The organism is Mucilaginibacter glaciei (assembly GCF_014773245.1).
In the GTDB taxonomy this organism is placed as follows: Bacteria; Bacteroidota; Bacteroidia; order Sphingobacteriales; family Sphingobacteriaceae; genus Mucilaginibacter; species Mucilaginibacter glaciei.
On the sequence record NZ_JACWMX010000007.1, the window covers coordinates 170965 to 188626 of the forward strand.

Here is a 17662-nt window from a genome sequence, read left to right on the forward strand (position 1 = left end):
TCTGTTTTAAGTCAACCAAATGCAATTGTGTTCAGATTTTTCAGTTCAAGTATAGTTGTAAGCTATTTAAAAACTGATATTTGTATAAGCCACCTGCACAATGTTAAAAAATTTACCCGGTACGCTACTTCTGGTTTTTGCGAGTCTTTTAAGTCGGGCGCAGCAACTACAGCCTTTCGCCCAGGCAACATTTAAGGATAGCACAATTATTAAAGTGCACCCTGTTTATAATAACGTTGGTAGCTTTCACCGCTGGCTGTTTGGCGCAAACTATCGTAAAGAATGGGCCACCCCGGTTAAACTGCCCATTATAAAAATATCTGAATTGTACGGAGGGCTGACACCTGTTAAAGAAGGCGGCGGGATGCAATCTAAATCTTTAAGGCTGGTTGATAAAAGCGGCCGAGAATGGGTGTTGCGCAGTGTGGAGAAAACACCCGACAAACTCTTGCCCCTGCCTTTGCAAAACACCTTCGCGGTTGATTGGATAAATGATGCACTGAGCGGGCAGCACCCCTACTCGGCATTAGTGGTGCCGCCCCTGGCCGCTGCGGCCAACGTACCACATGCCAACCCTGTAATTGGCGTGGTTGCCGATGATAACGCACTTGGCGAATACAGAAAAGCATTTGCCGGAACGGTTTGCCTGCTGGAGGAACGGGAGCCAACGGGAAAATCTGACAATACGGAAAAGACACTGGCTAACCTGGCAAAAGATTATGATAACCGACTGGACGGGAAAGCAATTTTAAGTGCCCGGATGCTGGATATGCTGCTTGGCGACTGGGACCGCCATGAGGACCAGTGGCGCTGGCAGGAGGAGAAAACGGGCAAGGGACAAAAATTATACACGGGTGTACCCCGCGACCGCGACCAGGTTTTCCACCTGGAGGAAGGCCTGCTGCCGGATTTTGCAGCACTGTCATTCATCAACCCCTTGTTAGGCGATTTTAAGGCCGACATTCCTACAGCAAAATACTGGCTGGCAAAAACCCGTTTTGTAAACCCACTGCCCGATGCGCAGATGAGCTATGCCGAATGGATGAAGATAGTAAACGAATTTACCGCCGCCGAAACAGATGCGGTATTAGAAGAGGGCTTGCGCCGCTTGCCCAAAGAAGTGTATGGGTTTAGGCATAATGAATTACTGAACAAACTAAAACGTCGCCGCGACCAGATCCCCCGGGCCATGAGCGATTATTACCACTTTATATACCGCATAGTCGACTTGCGCGCTACTAATAAAGATGAGCAGATAACTATTACAGGAAAAACCAATGGTAGCCTGCATGTAGCCATCAACAAGTTTAAAAACAAACAAGTTGGCGACACGCTTTTCTCCCTGACTTATAACCCCGACATAACGCAGGAGCTAAGACTTTATACCGGCGATGGCGATGACCATATTGTGATCAACAGCAACCGGTCGCCTATCAAAATAAGGATAGTTGGCGGCAAGGGCAATAATACTTACAACGTGCTATCGGCAAACAAAGCGGTGAGTATTTACGATGATAAGGCCACAAAAATTGAGGGCGACGCGGGCCGGTTAAACACCCACCTATCTGCCGATACGATGAATACTAAATTCGTACCTACCAACCTTTATAACATTTGGCAACCTTTGGCTACCGCGGGTTTGAACGTAGATGATGGGTTTTTACTGGGCGTTGGTGCCAAATACACCAAAAAAGATGGTTTCCGCAAGTTGCCTTACAGCAGCACACAGCAATTATTGATAACACATTCATTTGCTACAGATGCGTTCCGGATTAAATATAACGGCGAGTGGATAGCAGCCATCGGCAAGGCCGATCTGTTGCTCAACGCCAATATCCAAGCGCCCGATAATACCTTGAACTTCTTTGGCCTGGGCAATCAAACCGTGCTTAATAAAGCCATCCCTAATTATCGCAGGTTTTACCGCACACGGTTTGATACCTATGAGTTTGATGTGTCGCTTCGCTGGCATACCGGCAGCCATAGCACGTTAAGCATAGGCCCGTCCATACAGTTTTACCACCTGGATTTTAATGATAACGCCGGGCGCTTTATTACTAATGCAGCCCAAATTGGATCGTACGATAGCCTGACAGTAAATAAAGACAAAGCTCATTTAGGCCTGGTGGTTAATCTAAATATCAACAAACGGAAGGACCTGCCGCTGCCAAAAGGTGGCTACTATTTAAACGTTACGTTAGAGGGTTATGACGGATTGAACGGCTATTCCAAATCATACGCGCAATTACGCCCCGAGTTTACCTTTTACCAGAAGATCAATTCAAAAGGCACCATCATTCTGTCAGATCGTGTAGGCGGCGGTGTTACCATAGGCCAACAGGCTTTTTACCAGTCGATGTTTTTGGGTGGGCAAGGCAACCTGCTGGGGTATGTGCAAAACCGCTTTGCAGGCAAGCACATGGTTTACAATAACCTGCAAGCAAGGGCTAAACTGTTAACTGTTCGCAGCTATATTTTGCCCGGCGAATTAGGCGTAACCGGTTTTTACGACACCGGGCGGGTTTGGGCTGAGGGCGAAAGCTCAACCAAATGGCATCAGGGCACGGGCGGCGGCCTTTACTTTTCGCCTGCCGGGTTGCTCATCTTCCAGGTACTGGCGGGTCACTCCAATGAAGGCTGGTACCCATATGTGTCGTTTAATGTGAGGATTTGATGGGAGAAGTATTGCCAGCGCTGCGGAGCGGGATATAATACAACCAACTCACCCGGTCATTGCTCCGCTCGAACGCCCTCTCTTCGCTAAAACGAAAAGAGGGTTTAGCTGCATTTTCCTTTTTGTTTTTCCTCACCCTCTTTGCGCAGCAGAGAGGGTCGACCAGCGTAGCGGTGCCGGGGTGAGTTGCATCAAGTCTTTACGTAGTGCTGATTCGCGCGGCCTCCAAATTTCTTTTTTGAAAAATCTATCATCATCTAAAAGATTACAAATCCTCATTCGTCTTACGATTATTAGTAAAATATTGAACTTCGGTGTAAAATATACACTGTGTCACATTAACACATAATCAGCTATAAAACGCTCAGTTTAATCGTCAATTGTCATTACAATCTTTTACATGGTCTTAAATTTCATTTTATTGTCACAAAACCGATAATTAGTAAATTAAGTTGACTAATATGGTCAACTCGGTTTACATTTGTACTGTTATTCAAAAACGCCATGGAAAATACCTATCTATCTCAGCCAACCACAACCACATTCTCAACAGGAGTGGTTGCCAATAACGCATCAACATTAAGCACAACACAAAAACAGTTTGCCGGTGATAACCGTACGTCGGTTAGTACTACTTCGGCTACTCACCAGCCACACATTTTTAAAACAGTTGTAGATATGGTTGGCGAAGGTTTAAAGCAAAACTTTTTAGGGCCAAATATCGATATGGAATTCCTGACATTAACCCTGCGCAGCTTTGCATCAACATCTGCCAGGGCCATACAGCAATTTGTAAAACCACTTACCAAAAAACGCGAAGTGGAAAATCCTTGCCATCAACTTAACCAACCTTGTTTCTAAATCTCACAACTATCACAATGAAACCGCTTATCACGCTTTTTAAACAAAGCATCATACTTATACTCCTGCTGCCCTTATCGCTTGCTACTGCAATGGCACAAAGCCCCGTTATTAAGGGTATTGTGACCGATGTAAAGCGTAAAGAAACAATGCCTTTCGTAACCGTATCGTTCGTGGGTACCAGCGTTGGCATGAGCACCAATACCAAAGGCGAATACAGCCTTGTTAACAACGGTAATTACAAACAAATAAAGGTAGCTTTCATCGGCTACAAAACTATTGTAAAGGACATCGAGCCGGGTAAGGATCAGGTGATCAACTTTAACCTGATAGAAGATAACCGCACGCTGAACGAGGTGGTGGTACGCTCCAACAAAAAGAAAAAATACACCAATAAAAATAACCCCGCGGTTGAATTGATCCGCCAGGTGATCGAGCATAAAAAACAAAACCAGTTAGAAAATTACGATTACGCCCAGTACAAACAGTACGAACGGATGATCTTTTCGCTGAGTAACCTTTCTGATAAATTTAAGAATAAAAAGATCTTTAAAAACTACCAGTTCATGTTTAAAGAGCAGGATTCGACCGCTATTGGTGGTAAAACCCTGTTACCGATGTACCTGGAAGAAAAGCTATCTGACAATTATTACCGTAAGGCCCCTTATGCTAAAAAGCAGGTGGTAGAGGCCAACAAACAGGTTAAGTATGATGCCAACTTTGTAGATAACGAAGGACTTAAAACTTACTTTAACCGGATGTACCAGGATATCAATATCTACGATAATAATATATCGTTATTGAGTAACCAGTTGTTGAGCCCAATTGCCGATCACTCTCCCGATTACTATAAATTCTTTATTACCGATACTTTAAAAGACCAGCAACCCAACCTGATCGAACTGAGCTTTACGCCGCGCAATACAAATGGGTTACTTTTTGAAGGCCGTATGTACGTGACAATGGATGGCAACTTTGCCGTGCAGAATGCAGAATTGACAGTTAATAAAAACATCAACCTTAACTTTGTAAGGCAGATGCAGGCCAACTTATCGTATGAGAAAAACAACGATGGCCGGTACCACCTAAGCCAAAGCAACTTGAAGATCGAATTCGGGATCAACAAAAACAAGGGCGGCGGCGTATATGGCGAGCGTTTGGTTACAATCAACAATTTTGAGATCAACCAACCCCGCAGCAAAGAAATTTATGAAGGCCCGGCGCAAGTGCTCGCGTCAAACGCTGATACAAAAAGCGACCAGTACTGGACACAAAGCCGCCCGGACAGTTTAGATGCCGATGCCGCCCGGATCTACAAGAACGTAGATAGCCTGCAAACTATCCCGTCGTTTAAAAAGACGATGGATATTGCCACGCTGGTATTAGCCGGCTATAAAAACTATGGCAAATTTGAGGTAGGCCCTGCCAACACCTTTTACAGCTTTAACCCGGTAGAAGGTTTCCGCCCCAGGATAGGCGGCCGCAGCACCCCTGAATTGAGCAAGCGTTATTATTTTGAAACTTATGGCGCTTACGGTACAAAAGACCAGCAGTTTAAATACTTTTTGAGCAGTACGTACTCGCTTAACAACAAATCTATCTACGCATTCCCGCAAAGTTATGTACGGGCCAGTTTTCAGCACGATACCAAAATACCGGGCCAGGAATTGCAGTTTGTGCAGGAAAGTAACTTCCTGTTATCATTCAAACGCGGAGATAACGATGTGTGGTTGTATAATGACATTTTCCGGTTAGATTATGTGCATGAATTCAGCAATCACTTATCGTACGCTTTAGGCTTTAAAAAATGGGGCCAAACGCCCGCGGGTTCGTTGCAGTTCCGTAACTTGTTACCCAATGGCGCCATAAACGATGTTAATCGGATCAATACTACCGAGTTATCTGCACAGATTCGCTGGGCACCTCACGAGAAATTTTACCAGGGTAAACTTTACCGCACCCCAATACCTGACCGTTACCCGGTTTTCACACTAAACTATCAGCAAGGTGTAAAGGGTTTATTAGGCGGCGATTATAATTATCAGAACTTTACAGGTAACATCACTAAACGTTTTTACCTGTCGCAGTTAGGGTACACAGATGTGAGTGCCGAAGGCAGCTATCTTTTCGGCCAGGTGCCGTTCCCGTTGTTGGATATACATCATGCCAACCAGACTTACGCGTTCCAGCTGTATTCTTATAACCTGATGAACTTCCAGGAATTTGTGAGCGACCATTACGCCAGTATCGCTATTGACCATAACTTCAACGGCTTTTTATTTAACCGGGTACCCTTGCTAAAGAAACTGAAACTGCGCGAGATCATTGACTTTAAGAGCCTTTGGGGCGGTGTACGTGCCGAGAATAACCCGGCAAACAACAGTGCGTTGCTGCGTTTCCCGGGCAGCGGCGGAACTAATGGCGGCACTTACGCGCTTGGCTCTAAACCATACATGGAAGGCAGCGTGGGTGTAGGTAACATCTTTAAATTATTACGGGTCGACCTGGTTAAACGTTTTACTTACCTGGATAACCCCGGCGCGCCGGAATGGGGTGTAAGGGCTATGGTTAAATTTGATTTTTAATGAATACATTCGTGAACCAAGTTGACCTTTAAGTGTTGTAGTTAATAGAAATCATGGGAGATTATTGTTCAATAACAGAAGATGCAAAAAGGGTAGCCCCTAAGTTGATCTACCTTTTAAAAAGGTTTATTGACGAATGGGGCAGTAAAAAACTGTGCGTAGTTAATAATCCAGGTTTTAACAGTGCACATATGCCCTTATTTATGAGCATTGGCACCACCGGAATTTCTAACAATGAACTGGCATCGAAGCTAAACGTATCTAAACAAGCAACCAGCAAGATCATTAAGGAACTGGAAGCAATAAAAATGGTACGCAGTGAAAAAAGCCCCGACGATGCCCGCGTGGTGATGCTGCACATGACCGAAGAAGGCGCAAAATTTTACAACTACTTAAAAAACCAGGTTACTGAACTGGAAAATATGTATAAGAAAGAAGTTGGCGCTAAAAATTATGAGATTGCTATAGATGTTATGCTAAAGCTTATAAAATTTCATGAAAGCTATAATTGCAGTGCCGCATCAGCAAAAGAATTAGAAAAAGTTTAAGTAAATGACAATAGGATGAAACGGTGTTTCATATAACAGTTGTATATTTGCTTAACACTGTTAAATAAATTAATGGTGCTAACACAAAATGGCCAGTAAAGACAGGATATTACGATTAAAAGAGGAAACAAGGGTAAACATCCTTGATGCCGCTTTGCAAATTGTTAAAGAAGACGGATGGCAAGCCCTGAGTATGCGTAAAATAGCCGATGTGATTGAATACACCGCTCCTATCATTTACGAATACTTCGCTAATAAAGAGGCAATACTATTAGAATTAAGCCGCAAGGGTTTTTTATTGTTGTCAAAAGAATTACAGGAAGCAAAAGACCAGCACACATTGCCGGCCCAGCAATTAGAGGCCATGTGGTTAACCTATTGGAACTTTGCGTTCGCTAATAAAGAACTATATCAGGGAATGTTTGGCGTTACCACAAACTGCTGCGAAATGGTTAATAAATTACCTGAGGCAGAAATGCCCTGGGATATTATCACCGGATCCATCGGCGAACTAATGCACATTGATGATATGGATTCAGAGATCATCTGTACCAAGTATTACACCTTTTGGTCGGTAGTACACGGGTTGGTTTCTATCAACCTACTTAACCGCGGCAATACAGACGAGATAAACCGCCAGGTACTGCGCGATACGATCGCAAGCATAATAAGATCTATAACACCTTAATTTTTTTACCTAATAATGAACAGTGTTAAATTTATTAACACTGTTTATGTACGATTAACACTAAGCAACATAAATTACTCATCATAATTAACATACATACCATGAAAACACAACACATCAACGCCCCATCACTTAACAGTGTTAAATATGTTAACAACATTAATTGTTGCAACATGTAGTGTGCAGCAAGTCTGTAAACTTTAAATCAATAACAATACGAATAAACAATTACCAAAATGAACACTACCGATTCCACCATATATCTCAACAGTATAAGAACTGTATTAACAACATCAAACTCATCAAAATTAACCATCATGAAAATCATCCTGATCGCGATCATCGCCATATCATTATTTAGTTGCGGGCCCAAAGCCACAGCACCTCAAGCCCCACCCCCACCGGCATTGCCTGTAGCTACGGTAACATCTGGTTCACAAACCACCTACCAGGAATACCCTGCAAGTATTGAAGGTACCGTTAACGTAGAAGTACGCCCGCAGGTAAGCGGTGCCTTAGACAAAGTATTTGTTGACGAAGGCGCCTTTGTAAACGCAGGCCAGCCAATTTTTAAAATAAACGAACAGCCTTACCGTGCCGCCTTAAACAACGCCTTGGCCACCCTGCACGCTACTGAAGCTGCATTAGGTACAGCGCAAATTGAGGTTGACAAATTAACCCCGCTGGTAGCTAATAAGGTGATATCAGATTACCAATTGAAAACAGCTAAGGCATCTTACCAGGTGGCTAAGGCCAATATTGAATCGGCTAAGGCAAACGTAGCTACTGCACAGATCAATTTAGGTTATACGTTGATTAAAGCCCCTGTTGCCGGTTACATAGGCCGTTTGTTGAAAAAACAAGGAAGCCTGGTATCGCCGCAGGATGTTGAAGCATTAACCCAACTGTCTGACGTGCACGACGTGCATGTTTACTTCGCCCTGGGCGAAAAGGATTTCGTAAATTTTAAAGAACAATACCCCGGCGAGACTTTAAAAGATAAGCTGAAACGCTTACCGTCTGTAGGTTTGTTGTTAGCCGATGGCAGCGAATATGCCAAACAAGGTAAAATTGATGTGATAGACGGCCAGTTTGATAAAACCACCGGCGCTATTACTGTAAGGGCAAGCTTTGCCAACCCTAATGGCCTGTTACGCTCAGGTAACACCGGTAAAGTTCGCTTAAGCCTGCAACACCTGAATGCTTTGATCGTACCGGAATCGGCTACGATAGAAATGCAGGACAAAACCTTTGTGTTTGCCGTTGCAGATAGCAATAAAGTGAAGAAAGTACCTATTACCATTGTGGGTAAAAGCGGCAACAACTACTTGGTCAGCGATGGTGTTAAAGCCGGCGACCAGATCGTGCTAAGTGGAATTGACCACTTACAGGAAGGCACCATCATAGCACCGCAAAAACAGGCTGATAAAGTCGCAGCAGTAGTAAAAAACTAATACCGGAAATAAAGAGAAAGGACTTAAAAGAATAAGAACTGCTGGCTTGATGTTTTGACTAAAAAACGTCTCGGGTCCTTCGTCTTGTCTCATTTTTCTAAAAATCATATCAAAAATTACAGAAATCATGTTTCAAAAATTCATAGAAAGGCCGGTACTATCAACCGTTATCTCCATATTGTTGGTGATAGTAGGTGTACTGGGCTTAACCAAATTACCTTTACAGATGTTCCCGGATATTGCCCCGCCGGCAGTATTGGTAACAGCTGTTTACCCCGGCGCAAATGCCGAAACCGTGCTGCGTTCCGTTGCACCATCATTAGAAGAATCCATCAACGGTGTCGAGAATATGAGCTACATGAGCTCGACTGCCAGTAATGATGGTTCATTAGCGATCACCATTTACTTTAAACAGGGTACCAATCCCGATCAGGCAGCGGTAAACGTGCAGAACCGGGTGGCACAAGCCACTGCGCAATTACCTGCCGAGGTGGTGCAGCAAGGTATTACCACCACTAAACAGCAAAACAGCTTGATTGGTGCCATTGGTATTTATACCGACGACCCTAAAAAATATGATCAGACATTTGTGGCCAACTACGCGGCCATCAACATCATCCCCGAGATCAAACGGATCCCCGGCATTGGTTCGGCCGTGATATTTGGTGGTGTAAAGGATTACTCGATGCGTGTTTGGTTGAACCCTAACCAAATGGCCGCCTACAAGATTACCCCTGCCGAAGTGATGGCAGCCATACAAGACAAGAACTTAGAAGCTGCCCCCGGCAAATTGGGCGAGCGCAGTAACGAGATCTTTGAATACGTTATAAAATACAAAGGTAAATTAACCAAACCCGAAGAGTACCAGAACATTGCTATCCGCGCCAATGCAGATGGTTCTGTACTGCACTTAAAGGATGTTGCCCGTGTTGAACTGGGCGCCTACTCTTACACCAGTGCAACCCACTTAAACGGTAAAGACGGTGTAGGTATCGGGCTAATCCAGTTAGCCGGATCTAACGCTAACGAAATTCAGTTAGAGGTAGACAAGGTGATGGAAAAGGCCGCAAAAGATTTCCCATCGGGTATCAAATGGAACCAGTTCTATCGTACCAAAACCGCGCTGGACGAATCTATATCACAGGTACAGCATACGCTGATCGAAGCCTTTATATTGGTATTCATCGTGGTGTTCATCTTTCTGCAGGATTTCCGTTCGACCCTGATCCCTGCTATTGCGGTGCCCGTGGCTATCCTCGGTACGTTCTTCTTCATGAACTTGTTTGGGTTCAGTATCAACCTGCTTACGTTGTTTGCGCTGGTGCTGGCAATAGGTATTGTGGTAGATGATGCCATTGTGGTGGTAGAGGCCGTGCATGCCAAAATGGAGCACGAGCATTTAGGCCCTAAAGAAGCTACTACAAAAGCGATGCACGAAATTACAGGGGCCATCATTTCTATCACCCTGGTAATGGCAGCGGTATTTTTACCTGTAGGTTTCATGACCGGCTCAACGGGTATCTTTTACCGCCAGTTTGCCTTTACTATGTCTATCGCTATCTTGATCTCGGCGGTTAACGCTTTAACCTTAAGCCCTGCCCTGGCAGCTTTATTCTTAAAGAGCAACCATACAAAAGATGGCGAGCCTGCGGTGAAGAAAACATTCACACAAAAATTCTACGCCGGGTTTAACAGCAGCTTCGCTGCCTTAACCGACAGGTATATTGGCGGCATTAAATTCCTGATCAAAAATAAATGGATCAGCATGGGTGGTTTGGCATTGATCACAGCGGTTACCGTTTACCTGGTAAGCACCACCAAATCGGGCTTTATCCCAACAGAAGATCAGGGTTTTGTGGCCATATCGGTATCTACCCCATCAGGTACATCGTTAGATGGTACCACCAAAATGCTGGAGCAGGCCGAAAAAGAATTGCGCGCCTTGCCTGCCGCAAGGTTTGTTACTGCTATATCAGGCTTTAACCTGTTAACCAATTCCAACAGCCCATCGGCAGCGGTCGTATTCGTACTGTTAAAACCAAATGAGGACCGAGGCGATGTGAAAGACATTAACGAGATCCAGAACATAATCCGTGGTAAACTGGCTGCCATAACCAAAGGAAGTTTCTTTGTATTCAGCTTCCCTACCGTACCGGGCTTCAGTAACGTAGAAGCATTAGATATGGTACTGCAGGATAAAACCGGCGGCAAGCTGGATAAATTTAGCGGCGTGGCCAATAATTTTATTGGCAAGCTTATGGCTAAGCCGGCTATTGCCTATGCGTTTACCTCGTTCAAGGCCGATTATCCACAATTACAATTGGAAGTCGACGATGATAAGGCCAACCAGTTGGGTGTAAATGTTAAAGACATCCTGCAAACCATGCAGGCCTACTTTGGTAGCGCGCAGGCATCAGACTTTAACCGCTTTGGTAAATATTACCGCGTGGTGGTACAGGCTGATGTAGCCGACCGTACCGACCCTGCATCTATCGATCGCGTATTTGTAAAAAACAAAACAGGCGAAATGGTTCCTATCAACACGCTGGTAAAATTAACCCGTGTGTATGGTTCAGAAACCGCCTCTCGTTACAACTTGTTTAACTCTATCCAAATCAATGCTATCCCTAAACCGGGTTATAGCTCCGGCGATGCCATAAAAGCCATCCAGGAGACAGCCAAAGAGGAATTACCGCAAGGCTTCGCTTATGAGTTTTCGGGCCAAACGCGTGAGGAAATCTCATCGGGCGGTCAGTCCACCATTGTGTTCCTGCTATGTCTGGTATTTGTTTACTTCCTATTATCTGCACAATACGAAAGTTACATCCTGCCGCTGGCGGTGATCCTATCAATACCTACCGGTATCTTTGGTGTGTTTGTGGTGTTGGGTTTAACCGGTATCGAAAACAACATTTACGTACAGGTAGCGCTGATCATGCTGATAGGCTTACTGGCAAAGAACGCCATCCTGATCATCGAGTTTGCCGTGCAACGCCGCAAGGCCGGATATGGATTGGTGGAGTCGGCAATCGAAGCTTCCAAACTCAGGCTGCGCCCAATTATCATGACGTCTATGGCATTCGTATTCGGGTTGTTCCCCATGAGTATCGCTACAGGCCCATCTGCACAAGGTAACCACTCCATCAGTATTGGTGCCGCGGGTGGTATGGTGTCGGGCGTGTTATTAGGTCTGTTCATTATCCCGGTATTGTTCGTGATCTTCCAGCATTTGCAAGAAAAGATCACCGGCGCGCCAATATCAAGGCACCTGGATAAGAACTATAACCCTGATGGTAAGCAAAAAGAACTGGAGTTGAGGTAACTCACCCGGTCATTGCTTCGCTCGACCACCCTCTCTCCGCAAGCGGAAAGAGGGTTAAAAAGAAATAACTTCCACCCTCTTTGCGAAGCAGAGAGGGTCGGCAAGCGCAGCGGAGCCGGGGTGAGTCGATTAACAAAGCGACAAAAATTGATTTAATATAAATCCTTCTTTAAATCCTCTCCTTTGGAGAGAATTTAGGTGAGGCTCTTAAAAACAAGACAATGAAAAGATACACCACCACATTCGCATTTATGCTATTATTGGCATTAAGCGCGTGTAAAGTTTCAAAAGATATTCAAACACCCAAACCTGCGCTGCCCGTGGCTTTCCGCGATGCAGCTGCAACCAGCGATACCACCAGTATTGCCGATATTAAATGGAAAAGCTTTTTTACCGAAGTTACCCTGCAAAAACTGATAGACAGTGCTATCAATAAAAATTACGACATGCAAATTGCCGTGAAGAGTATTGAAGCATCGCAATTATTATTTAAACAGGTTAAATGGAATTACGTACCAACGGTAAGCGCCAACGTTACAGCTAATAGCAGCCGCCCGTCAGACAATAGTTTGAACGGCCTGAGCTTAAACCAGTTCATCGGCAGCAAGCACATCGAAGATTACAATGCCAACCTATCCCTTTCATGGGAGGCTGATATCTGGGGCAAGATCCGTAACCAGAGCAAAAGTGCGCTGGCTACTTACCTTCAAACCACCGAAGCTAAAAAGCTGATCCAAACCAACATCGTAGCCGGTGTATCACAAGGATATTACAACCTGCTGATGCTGGATGCGCAACTGCAGATAGCTCAAAAAAATGTTAAGCTGAATGATAGTACACTGCGGATCATCCATTTACAATACGATGCCGGGCAGGTTACTTCATTAGCCGTGCAACAGGCAGATGCGCAGCGTTTGGCAGCAGCCCAGCTGGTACCCCAGTTTGAGCAGAACATCACCATACAGGAAAACGCCCTGCGTATTTTAGCCGGTTCACTGCCCGATAAAATTGAGCGTAGTGCGACGATTGATCAATTAGAGGTACCAGCCACCTTATCAGCGGGCATCCCGTCGGCCATGGTAAGCCGCAGGCCCGATGTACGGTCGGCCGAGCTGCAATTGGTTATTGCCAACGCCAACGTAGGTTTAAGCAAGGCAGAGATGTACCCGGCTTTACGCATTTCGGCACAGGGTGGTGTAAACTCATTCAGGGCGAGCAACTGGTTTAATATCCCGGCTTCTTTATTCGGCGTGGTATCGGGCAGTGTGATCCAACCCCTGCTTGACCGAAAACGCCTGAGCACAACTTATAAGGTGGCCCAGGTTACCCGCGAAAAGAATGTGCTGCAATTCCGTCAATCGGTGTTAAACGCAGTTGGCGAGGTATCTGATGCTTTGGTGAGAATAGATAAATTGAAAGCGCAGCAAGCTATCGCTGCTAACCGGGTAAATACTTTGCAACAGGCTACCGGTAACGCCAACCTGCTGTTTAAAAACGGACTGGCTAATTACTTAGAAGTGATAACCGCGCAAAGCAACGTGTTGCAGAGCGAACTGGAACTGGTATCGATCAAACGCGAGCAGTTAAGTGCCGTTAGCGACCTGTACCGATCGTTAGGCGGAGGGTGGAACTAATGATGGTGAGTTTGTGATGGAATGATTACAACCGCCCCCGCCAAAGCCGTCTCTTGTTTCAAAGGGCGGCTTTTTTGCATTCCTTTTGTCATCCTGAGCGATAGCGAAGGATCTTCCAGTTGGTAATAGACGGAAAGATGCTTCACTCCGTTCAGCATGACAAAGAGGTTTTTATTTTCCTGCTGCCCAAAAAATCGCATTGCTAAACAACCTCACATACGCCGGGTTATCAAATAACTTAGGCGAGTGCCCCATAAAAATATAAACGTTGCGGGCCTTCACCTGCTCATTGGTCCACACCACGGGGTGGTCGCCCATTTTGATATTTGTGGCAGGCTGATAGGAATTCTCATCCACACTGGCCAGCACATGCACATTGGGCCGCGGGCTTTTATCGTAGGTGTACCATTCCTCTTGCTTTACCACAAATGGTGCCGGCACTCCACGCATTACGGGGTGCTGTTTATCTTCAACATTTACACTCCCCTGCACAAATGTGGCAATGTAGTTTTTGTAAGTGATGCCACCCATAAACTGCGAGAACCATTGCCACATCGGGTAACCGTCAAACTCGCCCAATAAAGTAGCATGGTGAAAGCCTATCCAGCCGCCCTTACCCTGATCTATATAATCTTGAAATGCCGCTACAGCTGCCTTTTTCCAGGCATAAGGTGCGTAATCTAACTGAATGAAGAGTTGGTAATGGCTTAGGAATTTCTCATTTATCTGATCTGTGTTCTGGATATAATCTATAGCAAAACCTTTTTTTGCCGCCAATTGGTTCAGCCATATTTTTGCCCGTTTAGAATAGGTTACATGATGCCCGCCATTTTCGTAAAGTGCCAGCACCCTGAAAGCCGGCTTTTTAATTTGGGCAGATGCGGATATGTTCAAGCAGATTAAAACAAACAGAAATATTTTTTTCATGATGTTGAATTTAGTTTAAATAGTGCAAAAAGGTTAAGTCGCTGAAATAAAACTTTGTGGCTTCACGCCTTTGTGTGAATGACTACTTTCACCTTACCTTTGCCGCAATGGATTATTTTAAAGATCTGCTGGAACTGCTCAGGATTGAACGTGAAGAAGACCGCAACGCCTATTTAAAACTCACCCAAAGCACATCAGTAAGCGACCGCCGGGCGGCAGGTATTACCTGGTACCCAATCGCTATCCGGGGTAACGAACCCAGCCGAGGCGATTATATAACGGTTGAGGTGGAGCGCACAACCCATAAAGATCTTTCGCATCAGTTTAGGTTTGGGGTGCCCGCTGTGCTTTTCAGCAACCATGATGCAGGTACTGATCGAGTGGAGGGCACCATTGCTTACTCCGGCGGCGACAGGCTCAAAATAACTCTGTTCACCGATGAACTGCCCGACTGGACCCGCAACGGTAAATTAGGGGTTGAATTATTGTTCGATAACAACAGTTACGATGAAATGCAGTCGGCATTGAAAACTGCTTCGGCCCTAAAAGATAAACCGGAGGCCAAACTGATAAGGATACTGACTGGCGAGGCAGAGCCGGGTTTTGCAGATGCCGATTATAACCGAACGTTTCCGTCACTCAATCCATCGCAACAAACTGCAGCACAGCAAATTTTAGGTGCAAACGAGTTGTCTATTGTCCATGGCCCGCCGGGAACGGGAAAAACTACCACCATTGTGCAAGCCATAAAAGGCCTTATTAAACAGGATAATAAGCAGATCCTGGTGGTGGCACCCAGCAATACCGCGGTAGACTTGTTGAGCGAGAAGCTGGCAGCCGAGGGCCTGAATGTTTTACGTATCGGCAACCCTGCCCGTGTTTCGGAAAAGTTATCCGCACTTACGCTCGATAGCAAAATGGGTGATCATAAGTACACAAAGGATATTAAAGAGATGAAAAAGCAGGCGTCAGGGTATAAGAATATGGCGCACCAGTACAAACGCAGTTTCGGTAAGGCAGAGCGTGACCAGCGCAAGGCCCTTTTTGATGAAGCCCACCGCATTATGAAGGATGTGGCTAAAACCGAGCAGTTTATCATCGACGACCTGGTTGCCAAAGCGCAGATCATCACAGCTACGCTGGTGGGCAGCAACCACTACACGATACGCGATGTAAAATTTGATACCGTAGTAATTGACGAGGCCGGACAGGCCTTAGAACCCGCCTGCTGGATCCCGATATTGAAGGCCCAAAAACTCATCATGGCGGGCGACCATTTGCAACTGGCACCCACCATCAAATCAAACAAGGCAGCACAAAAGGGATTGGCTACTACCCTGCTTGAGAAATGCGCCACCCAGCACCCGCAAGCTGTTACTTTATTAGAAGAACAGTACCGTATGAATGAGGCCATCATGGGTTTCTCGTCCCGCGAGTTTTACGGTAACCGGTTGAAGGCAAATGAGGGCGTAGCTCAACGCTTGTTGTTTGAAAAGGATTTGCCCATGACGTTTGTAGATACTGCAGGTTGTGGTTTTGATGAAAAGCTGGAAGGCACCAGTAGCACCAATCCCGAAGAAGCTGTATTTCTGTTTAAACATCTGTACCAATTGGCAGAACAGATCGCGGCAAGAGGGCTGGAATTTCCGTCGATAGCCATCATATCTCCATACAAAGGGCAGATCAGAATCTTGAAAGAGTTGTTTGAAGCTTCGGAACTTATAAAGTATAAAGACAAAATATCGGTAAATACGATAGATAGTTTCCAGGGGCAGGAAAGGGATGTGGTTTATATCAGTATGACCCGTAGTAACGCCGAAGGTGAAATTGGTTTTTTGGCAGATACCCGGCGCATGAACGTCGCGATGACAAGAGCACGAAAAAAATTAGTAATTATAGGTGATAGTTCGACAATTACACGCTTGCCATTCTACGCAGACATGGTTACCTATGCAGAAAACATTAGTGGCTACCAAAGTGCCTGGGAATATCAAAACTGATATTCCCGGATACCGATTATATTTAGGATGCCTGTTTTAAAACATGCATATGGTTAGCCTCCGTTTTCAAGTCGCGGCTAATTGAAGGAACATCCTTAGCACCGTATTTATCTTTAAGCTTTTTAAAGATCTCGAAGCTAAAAGCATCAACCATTGGTAAATTGTATTTTTCGATAGTTCCTGGGTGCAGCCGTAGTGCGTCAGCTTGAACCTTCATATCCATGTGGTTAATATGGGTAATGCCGGTAGCCATATCTGTTTCAAATACAACAAAAGTGTCAATATTCCTTCCATCACTGTCGGTATAAATTACCGTTTCGTTTTCGTTAAACCGTTTCATAGTAGTAGTTATAATTAAATAAACAACGTTTAAGTTAAAATGTTTGGATATCTCAACGCGAATAATCACAAATAGCTATTGTAACTTAATTATTACATAGGCCTTTTTTAGCGGGTTAATCGCCTATCTACTTGGTTATGCTTGGCTTGTTTTCACGGATTATAAGTAGCTGAAAATCTTCAGGTTGAAAAGCCGTTAAATAAAATCAAATAAATATTATCTGAAAATCTAAATTAATCGTAATATTGCGATATAAAGATGGGCCTAACAAAAACAGAAATATTTACAGCCGAACAAAACCGGTTATCCGTAATGCTTAAGGCAATGGCGCACCCGGCGCGGATAGCCATTTTGCAGCAGATCATTAAATCGAACACCTGTATTTGCGGCAACTTGGTTGATGAACTGGGTTTAGCACAACCAACTATTTCACAGCATTTAAAAGAACTTAAAAATGCCGGGCTGATTCAAGGTACAATTGAAGGCGTTAGCATTTGCTACTGCATCAATCCAACGGTATGGAGCGAGTTGCAAACAGGGTTGGGCATGCTGTTGGGTTCTTATAAAGATATACAAACCTGCTGCTGATTTTTTTGACCAATTCCATCGTAATATTGCAATATTAAAAT

12 protein-coding genes are annotated in these 17662 nt (G+C 44.8%); 10 read left to right on the plus strand and 2 right to left on the minus strand.

Going from position 1 to position 17662, the window contains the following annotated elements; all coding sequences use genetic code 11:
* Nucleotides 1-100: 100 nt before the first annotated feature.
* From IDJ76_RS17065 to IDJ76_RS17100, 8 genes are all read left to right on the plus strand, one after another.
* The gene (locus IDJ76_RS17065) at nucleotides 101-2674 is read left to right on the plus strand and encodes a BamA/TamA family outer membrane protein (protein WP_191164804.1); all 2574 of its coding nucleotides are present in this window, start codon (nucleotides 101-103) and stop codon (nucleotides 2672-2674) included.
* A gap of 504 nt (nucleotides 2675-3178) precedes the next feature.
* Nucleotides 3179-3535 (plus strand): hypothetical protein, encoded by a 357-nt coding sequence (locus IDJ76_RS17070; RefSeq protein WP_191164806.1) that lies wholly within the window; start codon nucleotides 3179-3181, stop codon nucleotides 3533-3535.
* A gap of 17 nt (nucleotides 3536-3552) precedes the next feature.
* Nucleotides 3553-6120, plus strand: coding sequence for a DUF5686 and carboxypeptidase-like regulatory domain-containing protein (locus IDJ76_RS17075; RefSeq protein ID WP_191164809.1), 2568 nt, complete (start codon nucleotides 3553-3555; stop codon nucleotides 6118-6120).
* A 53-nt stretch (nucleotides 6121-6173) separates the two neighbouring features.
* Complete coding sequence (locus IDJ76_RS17080; RefSeq protein WP_191164810.1) at nucleotides 6174-6668, plus strand: MarR family winged helix-turn-helix transcriptional regulator; 495 nt, start codon at nucleotides 6174-6176, stop codon at nucleotides 6666-6668.
* An 88-nt stretch (nucleotides 6669-6756) separates the two neighbouring features.
* A complete protein-coding gene (locus IDJ76_RS17085; RefSeq protein WP_191164812.1) occupies nucleotides 6757-7356 on the plus strand; it encodes a TetR/AcrR family transcriptional regulator in 600 nt (199 codons plus the stop codon).
* Between the two features lie 317 nt (nucleotides 7357-7673).
* Entirely contained in the window at nucleotides 7674-8810 is a 1137-nt protein-coding gene (locus tag IDJ76_RS17090; protein WP_191164882.1) for an efflux RND transporter periplasmic adaptor subunit, read from the plus strand.
* A 127-nt stretch (nucleotides 8811-8937) separates the two neighbouring features.
* The gene (locus IDJ76_RS17095) at nucleotides 8938-12132 is read left to right on the plus strand and encodes an efflux RND transporter permease subunit (RefSeq protein WP_191164814.1); all 3195 of its coding nucleotides are present in this window, start codon (nucleotides 8938-8940) and stop codon (nucleotides 12130-12132) included.
* Nucleotides 12133-12353: 221 nt separating this feature from the next.
* On the plus strand, nucleotides 12354-13766 hold the full coding sequence (locus IDJ76_RS17100; protein ID WP_191164816.1) for a TolC family protein: 1413 nt from the start codon (nucleotides 12354-12356) through the stop codon (nucleotides 13764-13766).
* 171 nt (nucleotides 13767-13937) lie between these two features.
* Here the strand turns inward: IDJ76_RS17100 and IDJ76_RS17105 are convergent, their stop codons facing one another.
* Entirely contained in the window at nucleotides 13938-14693 is a 756-nt protein-coding gene (locus IDJ76_RS17105) for a ThuA domain-containing protein (protein ID WP_191164818.1), read from the minus strand.
* Between the two features lie 107 nt (nucleotides 14694-14800).
* Here IDJ76_RS17105 and IDJ76_RS17110 point away from each other — a divergent pair, with 107 nt between their 5' ends.
* Nucleotides 14801-16693 carry an AAA domain-containing protein gene (locus IDJ76_RS17110; RefSeq protein WP_191164884.1) on the plus strand — a complete coding sequence of 631 codons (1893 nt, stop codon included), beginning with the start codon at nucleotides 14801-14803 and terminating at the stop codon, nucleotides 16691-16693.
* 22 nt (nucleotides 16694-16715) lie between these two features.
* Here the strand turns inward: IDJ76_RS17110 and IDJ76_RS17115 are convergent, their stop codons facing one another.
* The gene (locus IDJ76_RS17115; protein ID WP_191164820.1) at nucleotides 16716-17033 is read right to left on the minus strand and encodes a hypothetical protein; all 318 of its coding nucleotides are present in this window, start codon (nucleotides 17031-17033) and stop codon (nucleotides 16716-16718) included.
* A gap of 258 nt (nucleotides 17034-17291) precedes the next feature.
* On the opposite strand from IDJ76_RS17115, the gene IDJ76_RS17120 reads away from it, so the two are divergent.
* Nucleotides 17292-17621 carry an ArsR/SmtB family transcription factor gene (locus IDJ76_RS17120; RefSeq protein WP_191164822.1) on the plus strand — a complete coding sequence of 110 codons (330 nt, stop codon included), beginning with the start codon at nucleotides 17292-17294 and terminating at the stop codon, nucleotides 17619-17621.
* Nucleotides 17622-17662: the final 41 nt, after the last annotated feature.

Bases quoted from the DNA above. Each gene is read 5' to 3' on its own strand.
- IDJ76_RS17065 (WP_191164804.1), top strand. From the start codon at position 101: ATGTTAAAAAATTTACCCGGTACGCTACTTCTGGTTTTTGCGAGTCTT.
- IDJ76_RS17070 (WP_191164806.1), top strand. From the start codon at position 3,179: ATGGAAAATACCTATCTATCTCAGCCAACCACAACCACATTCTCAACA.
- IDJ76_RS17075 (WP_191164809.1), top strand. From the start codon at position 3,553: ATGAAACCGCTTATCACGCTTTTTAAACAAAGCATCATACTTATACTC.
- IDJ76_RS17080 (WP_191164810.1), top strand. From the start codon at position 6,174: ATGGGAGATTATTGTTCAATAACAGAAGATGCAAAAAGGGTAGCCCCT.
- IDJ76_RS17085 (WP_191164812.1), top strand. From the start codon at position 6,757: ATGGCCAGTAAAGACAGGATATTACGATTAAAAGAGGAAACAAGGGTA.
- IDJ76_RS17090 (WP_191164882.1), top strand. From the start codon at position 7,674: ATGAAAATCATCCTGATCGCGATCATCGCCATATCATTATTTAGTTGC.
- IDJ76_RS17095 (WP_191164814.1), top strand. From the start codon at position 8,938: ATGTTTCAAAAATTCATAGAAAGGCCGGTACTATCAACCGTTATCTCC.
- IDJ76_RS17100 (WP_191164816.1), top strand. From the start codon at position 12,354: ATGAAAAGATACACCACCACATTCGCATTTATGCTATTATTGGCATTA.
- IDJ76_RS17105 (WP_191164818.1), bottom strand. From the start codon at position 14,693: ATGAAAAAAATATTTCTGTTTGTTTTAATCTGCTTGAACATATCCGCA.
- IDJ76_RS17110 (WP_191164884.1), top strand. From the start codon at position 14,801: ATGGATTATTTTAAAGATCTGCTGGAACTGCTCAGGATTGAACGTGAA.
- IDJ76_RS17115 (WP_191164820.1), bottom strand. From the start codon at position 17,033: ATGAAACGGTTTAACGAAAACGAAACGGTAATTTATACCGACAGTGAT.
- IDJ76_RS17120 (WP_191164822.1), top strand. From the start codon at position 17,292: ATGGGCCTAACAAAAACAGAAATATTTACAGCCGAACAAAACCGGTTA.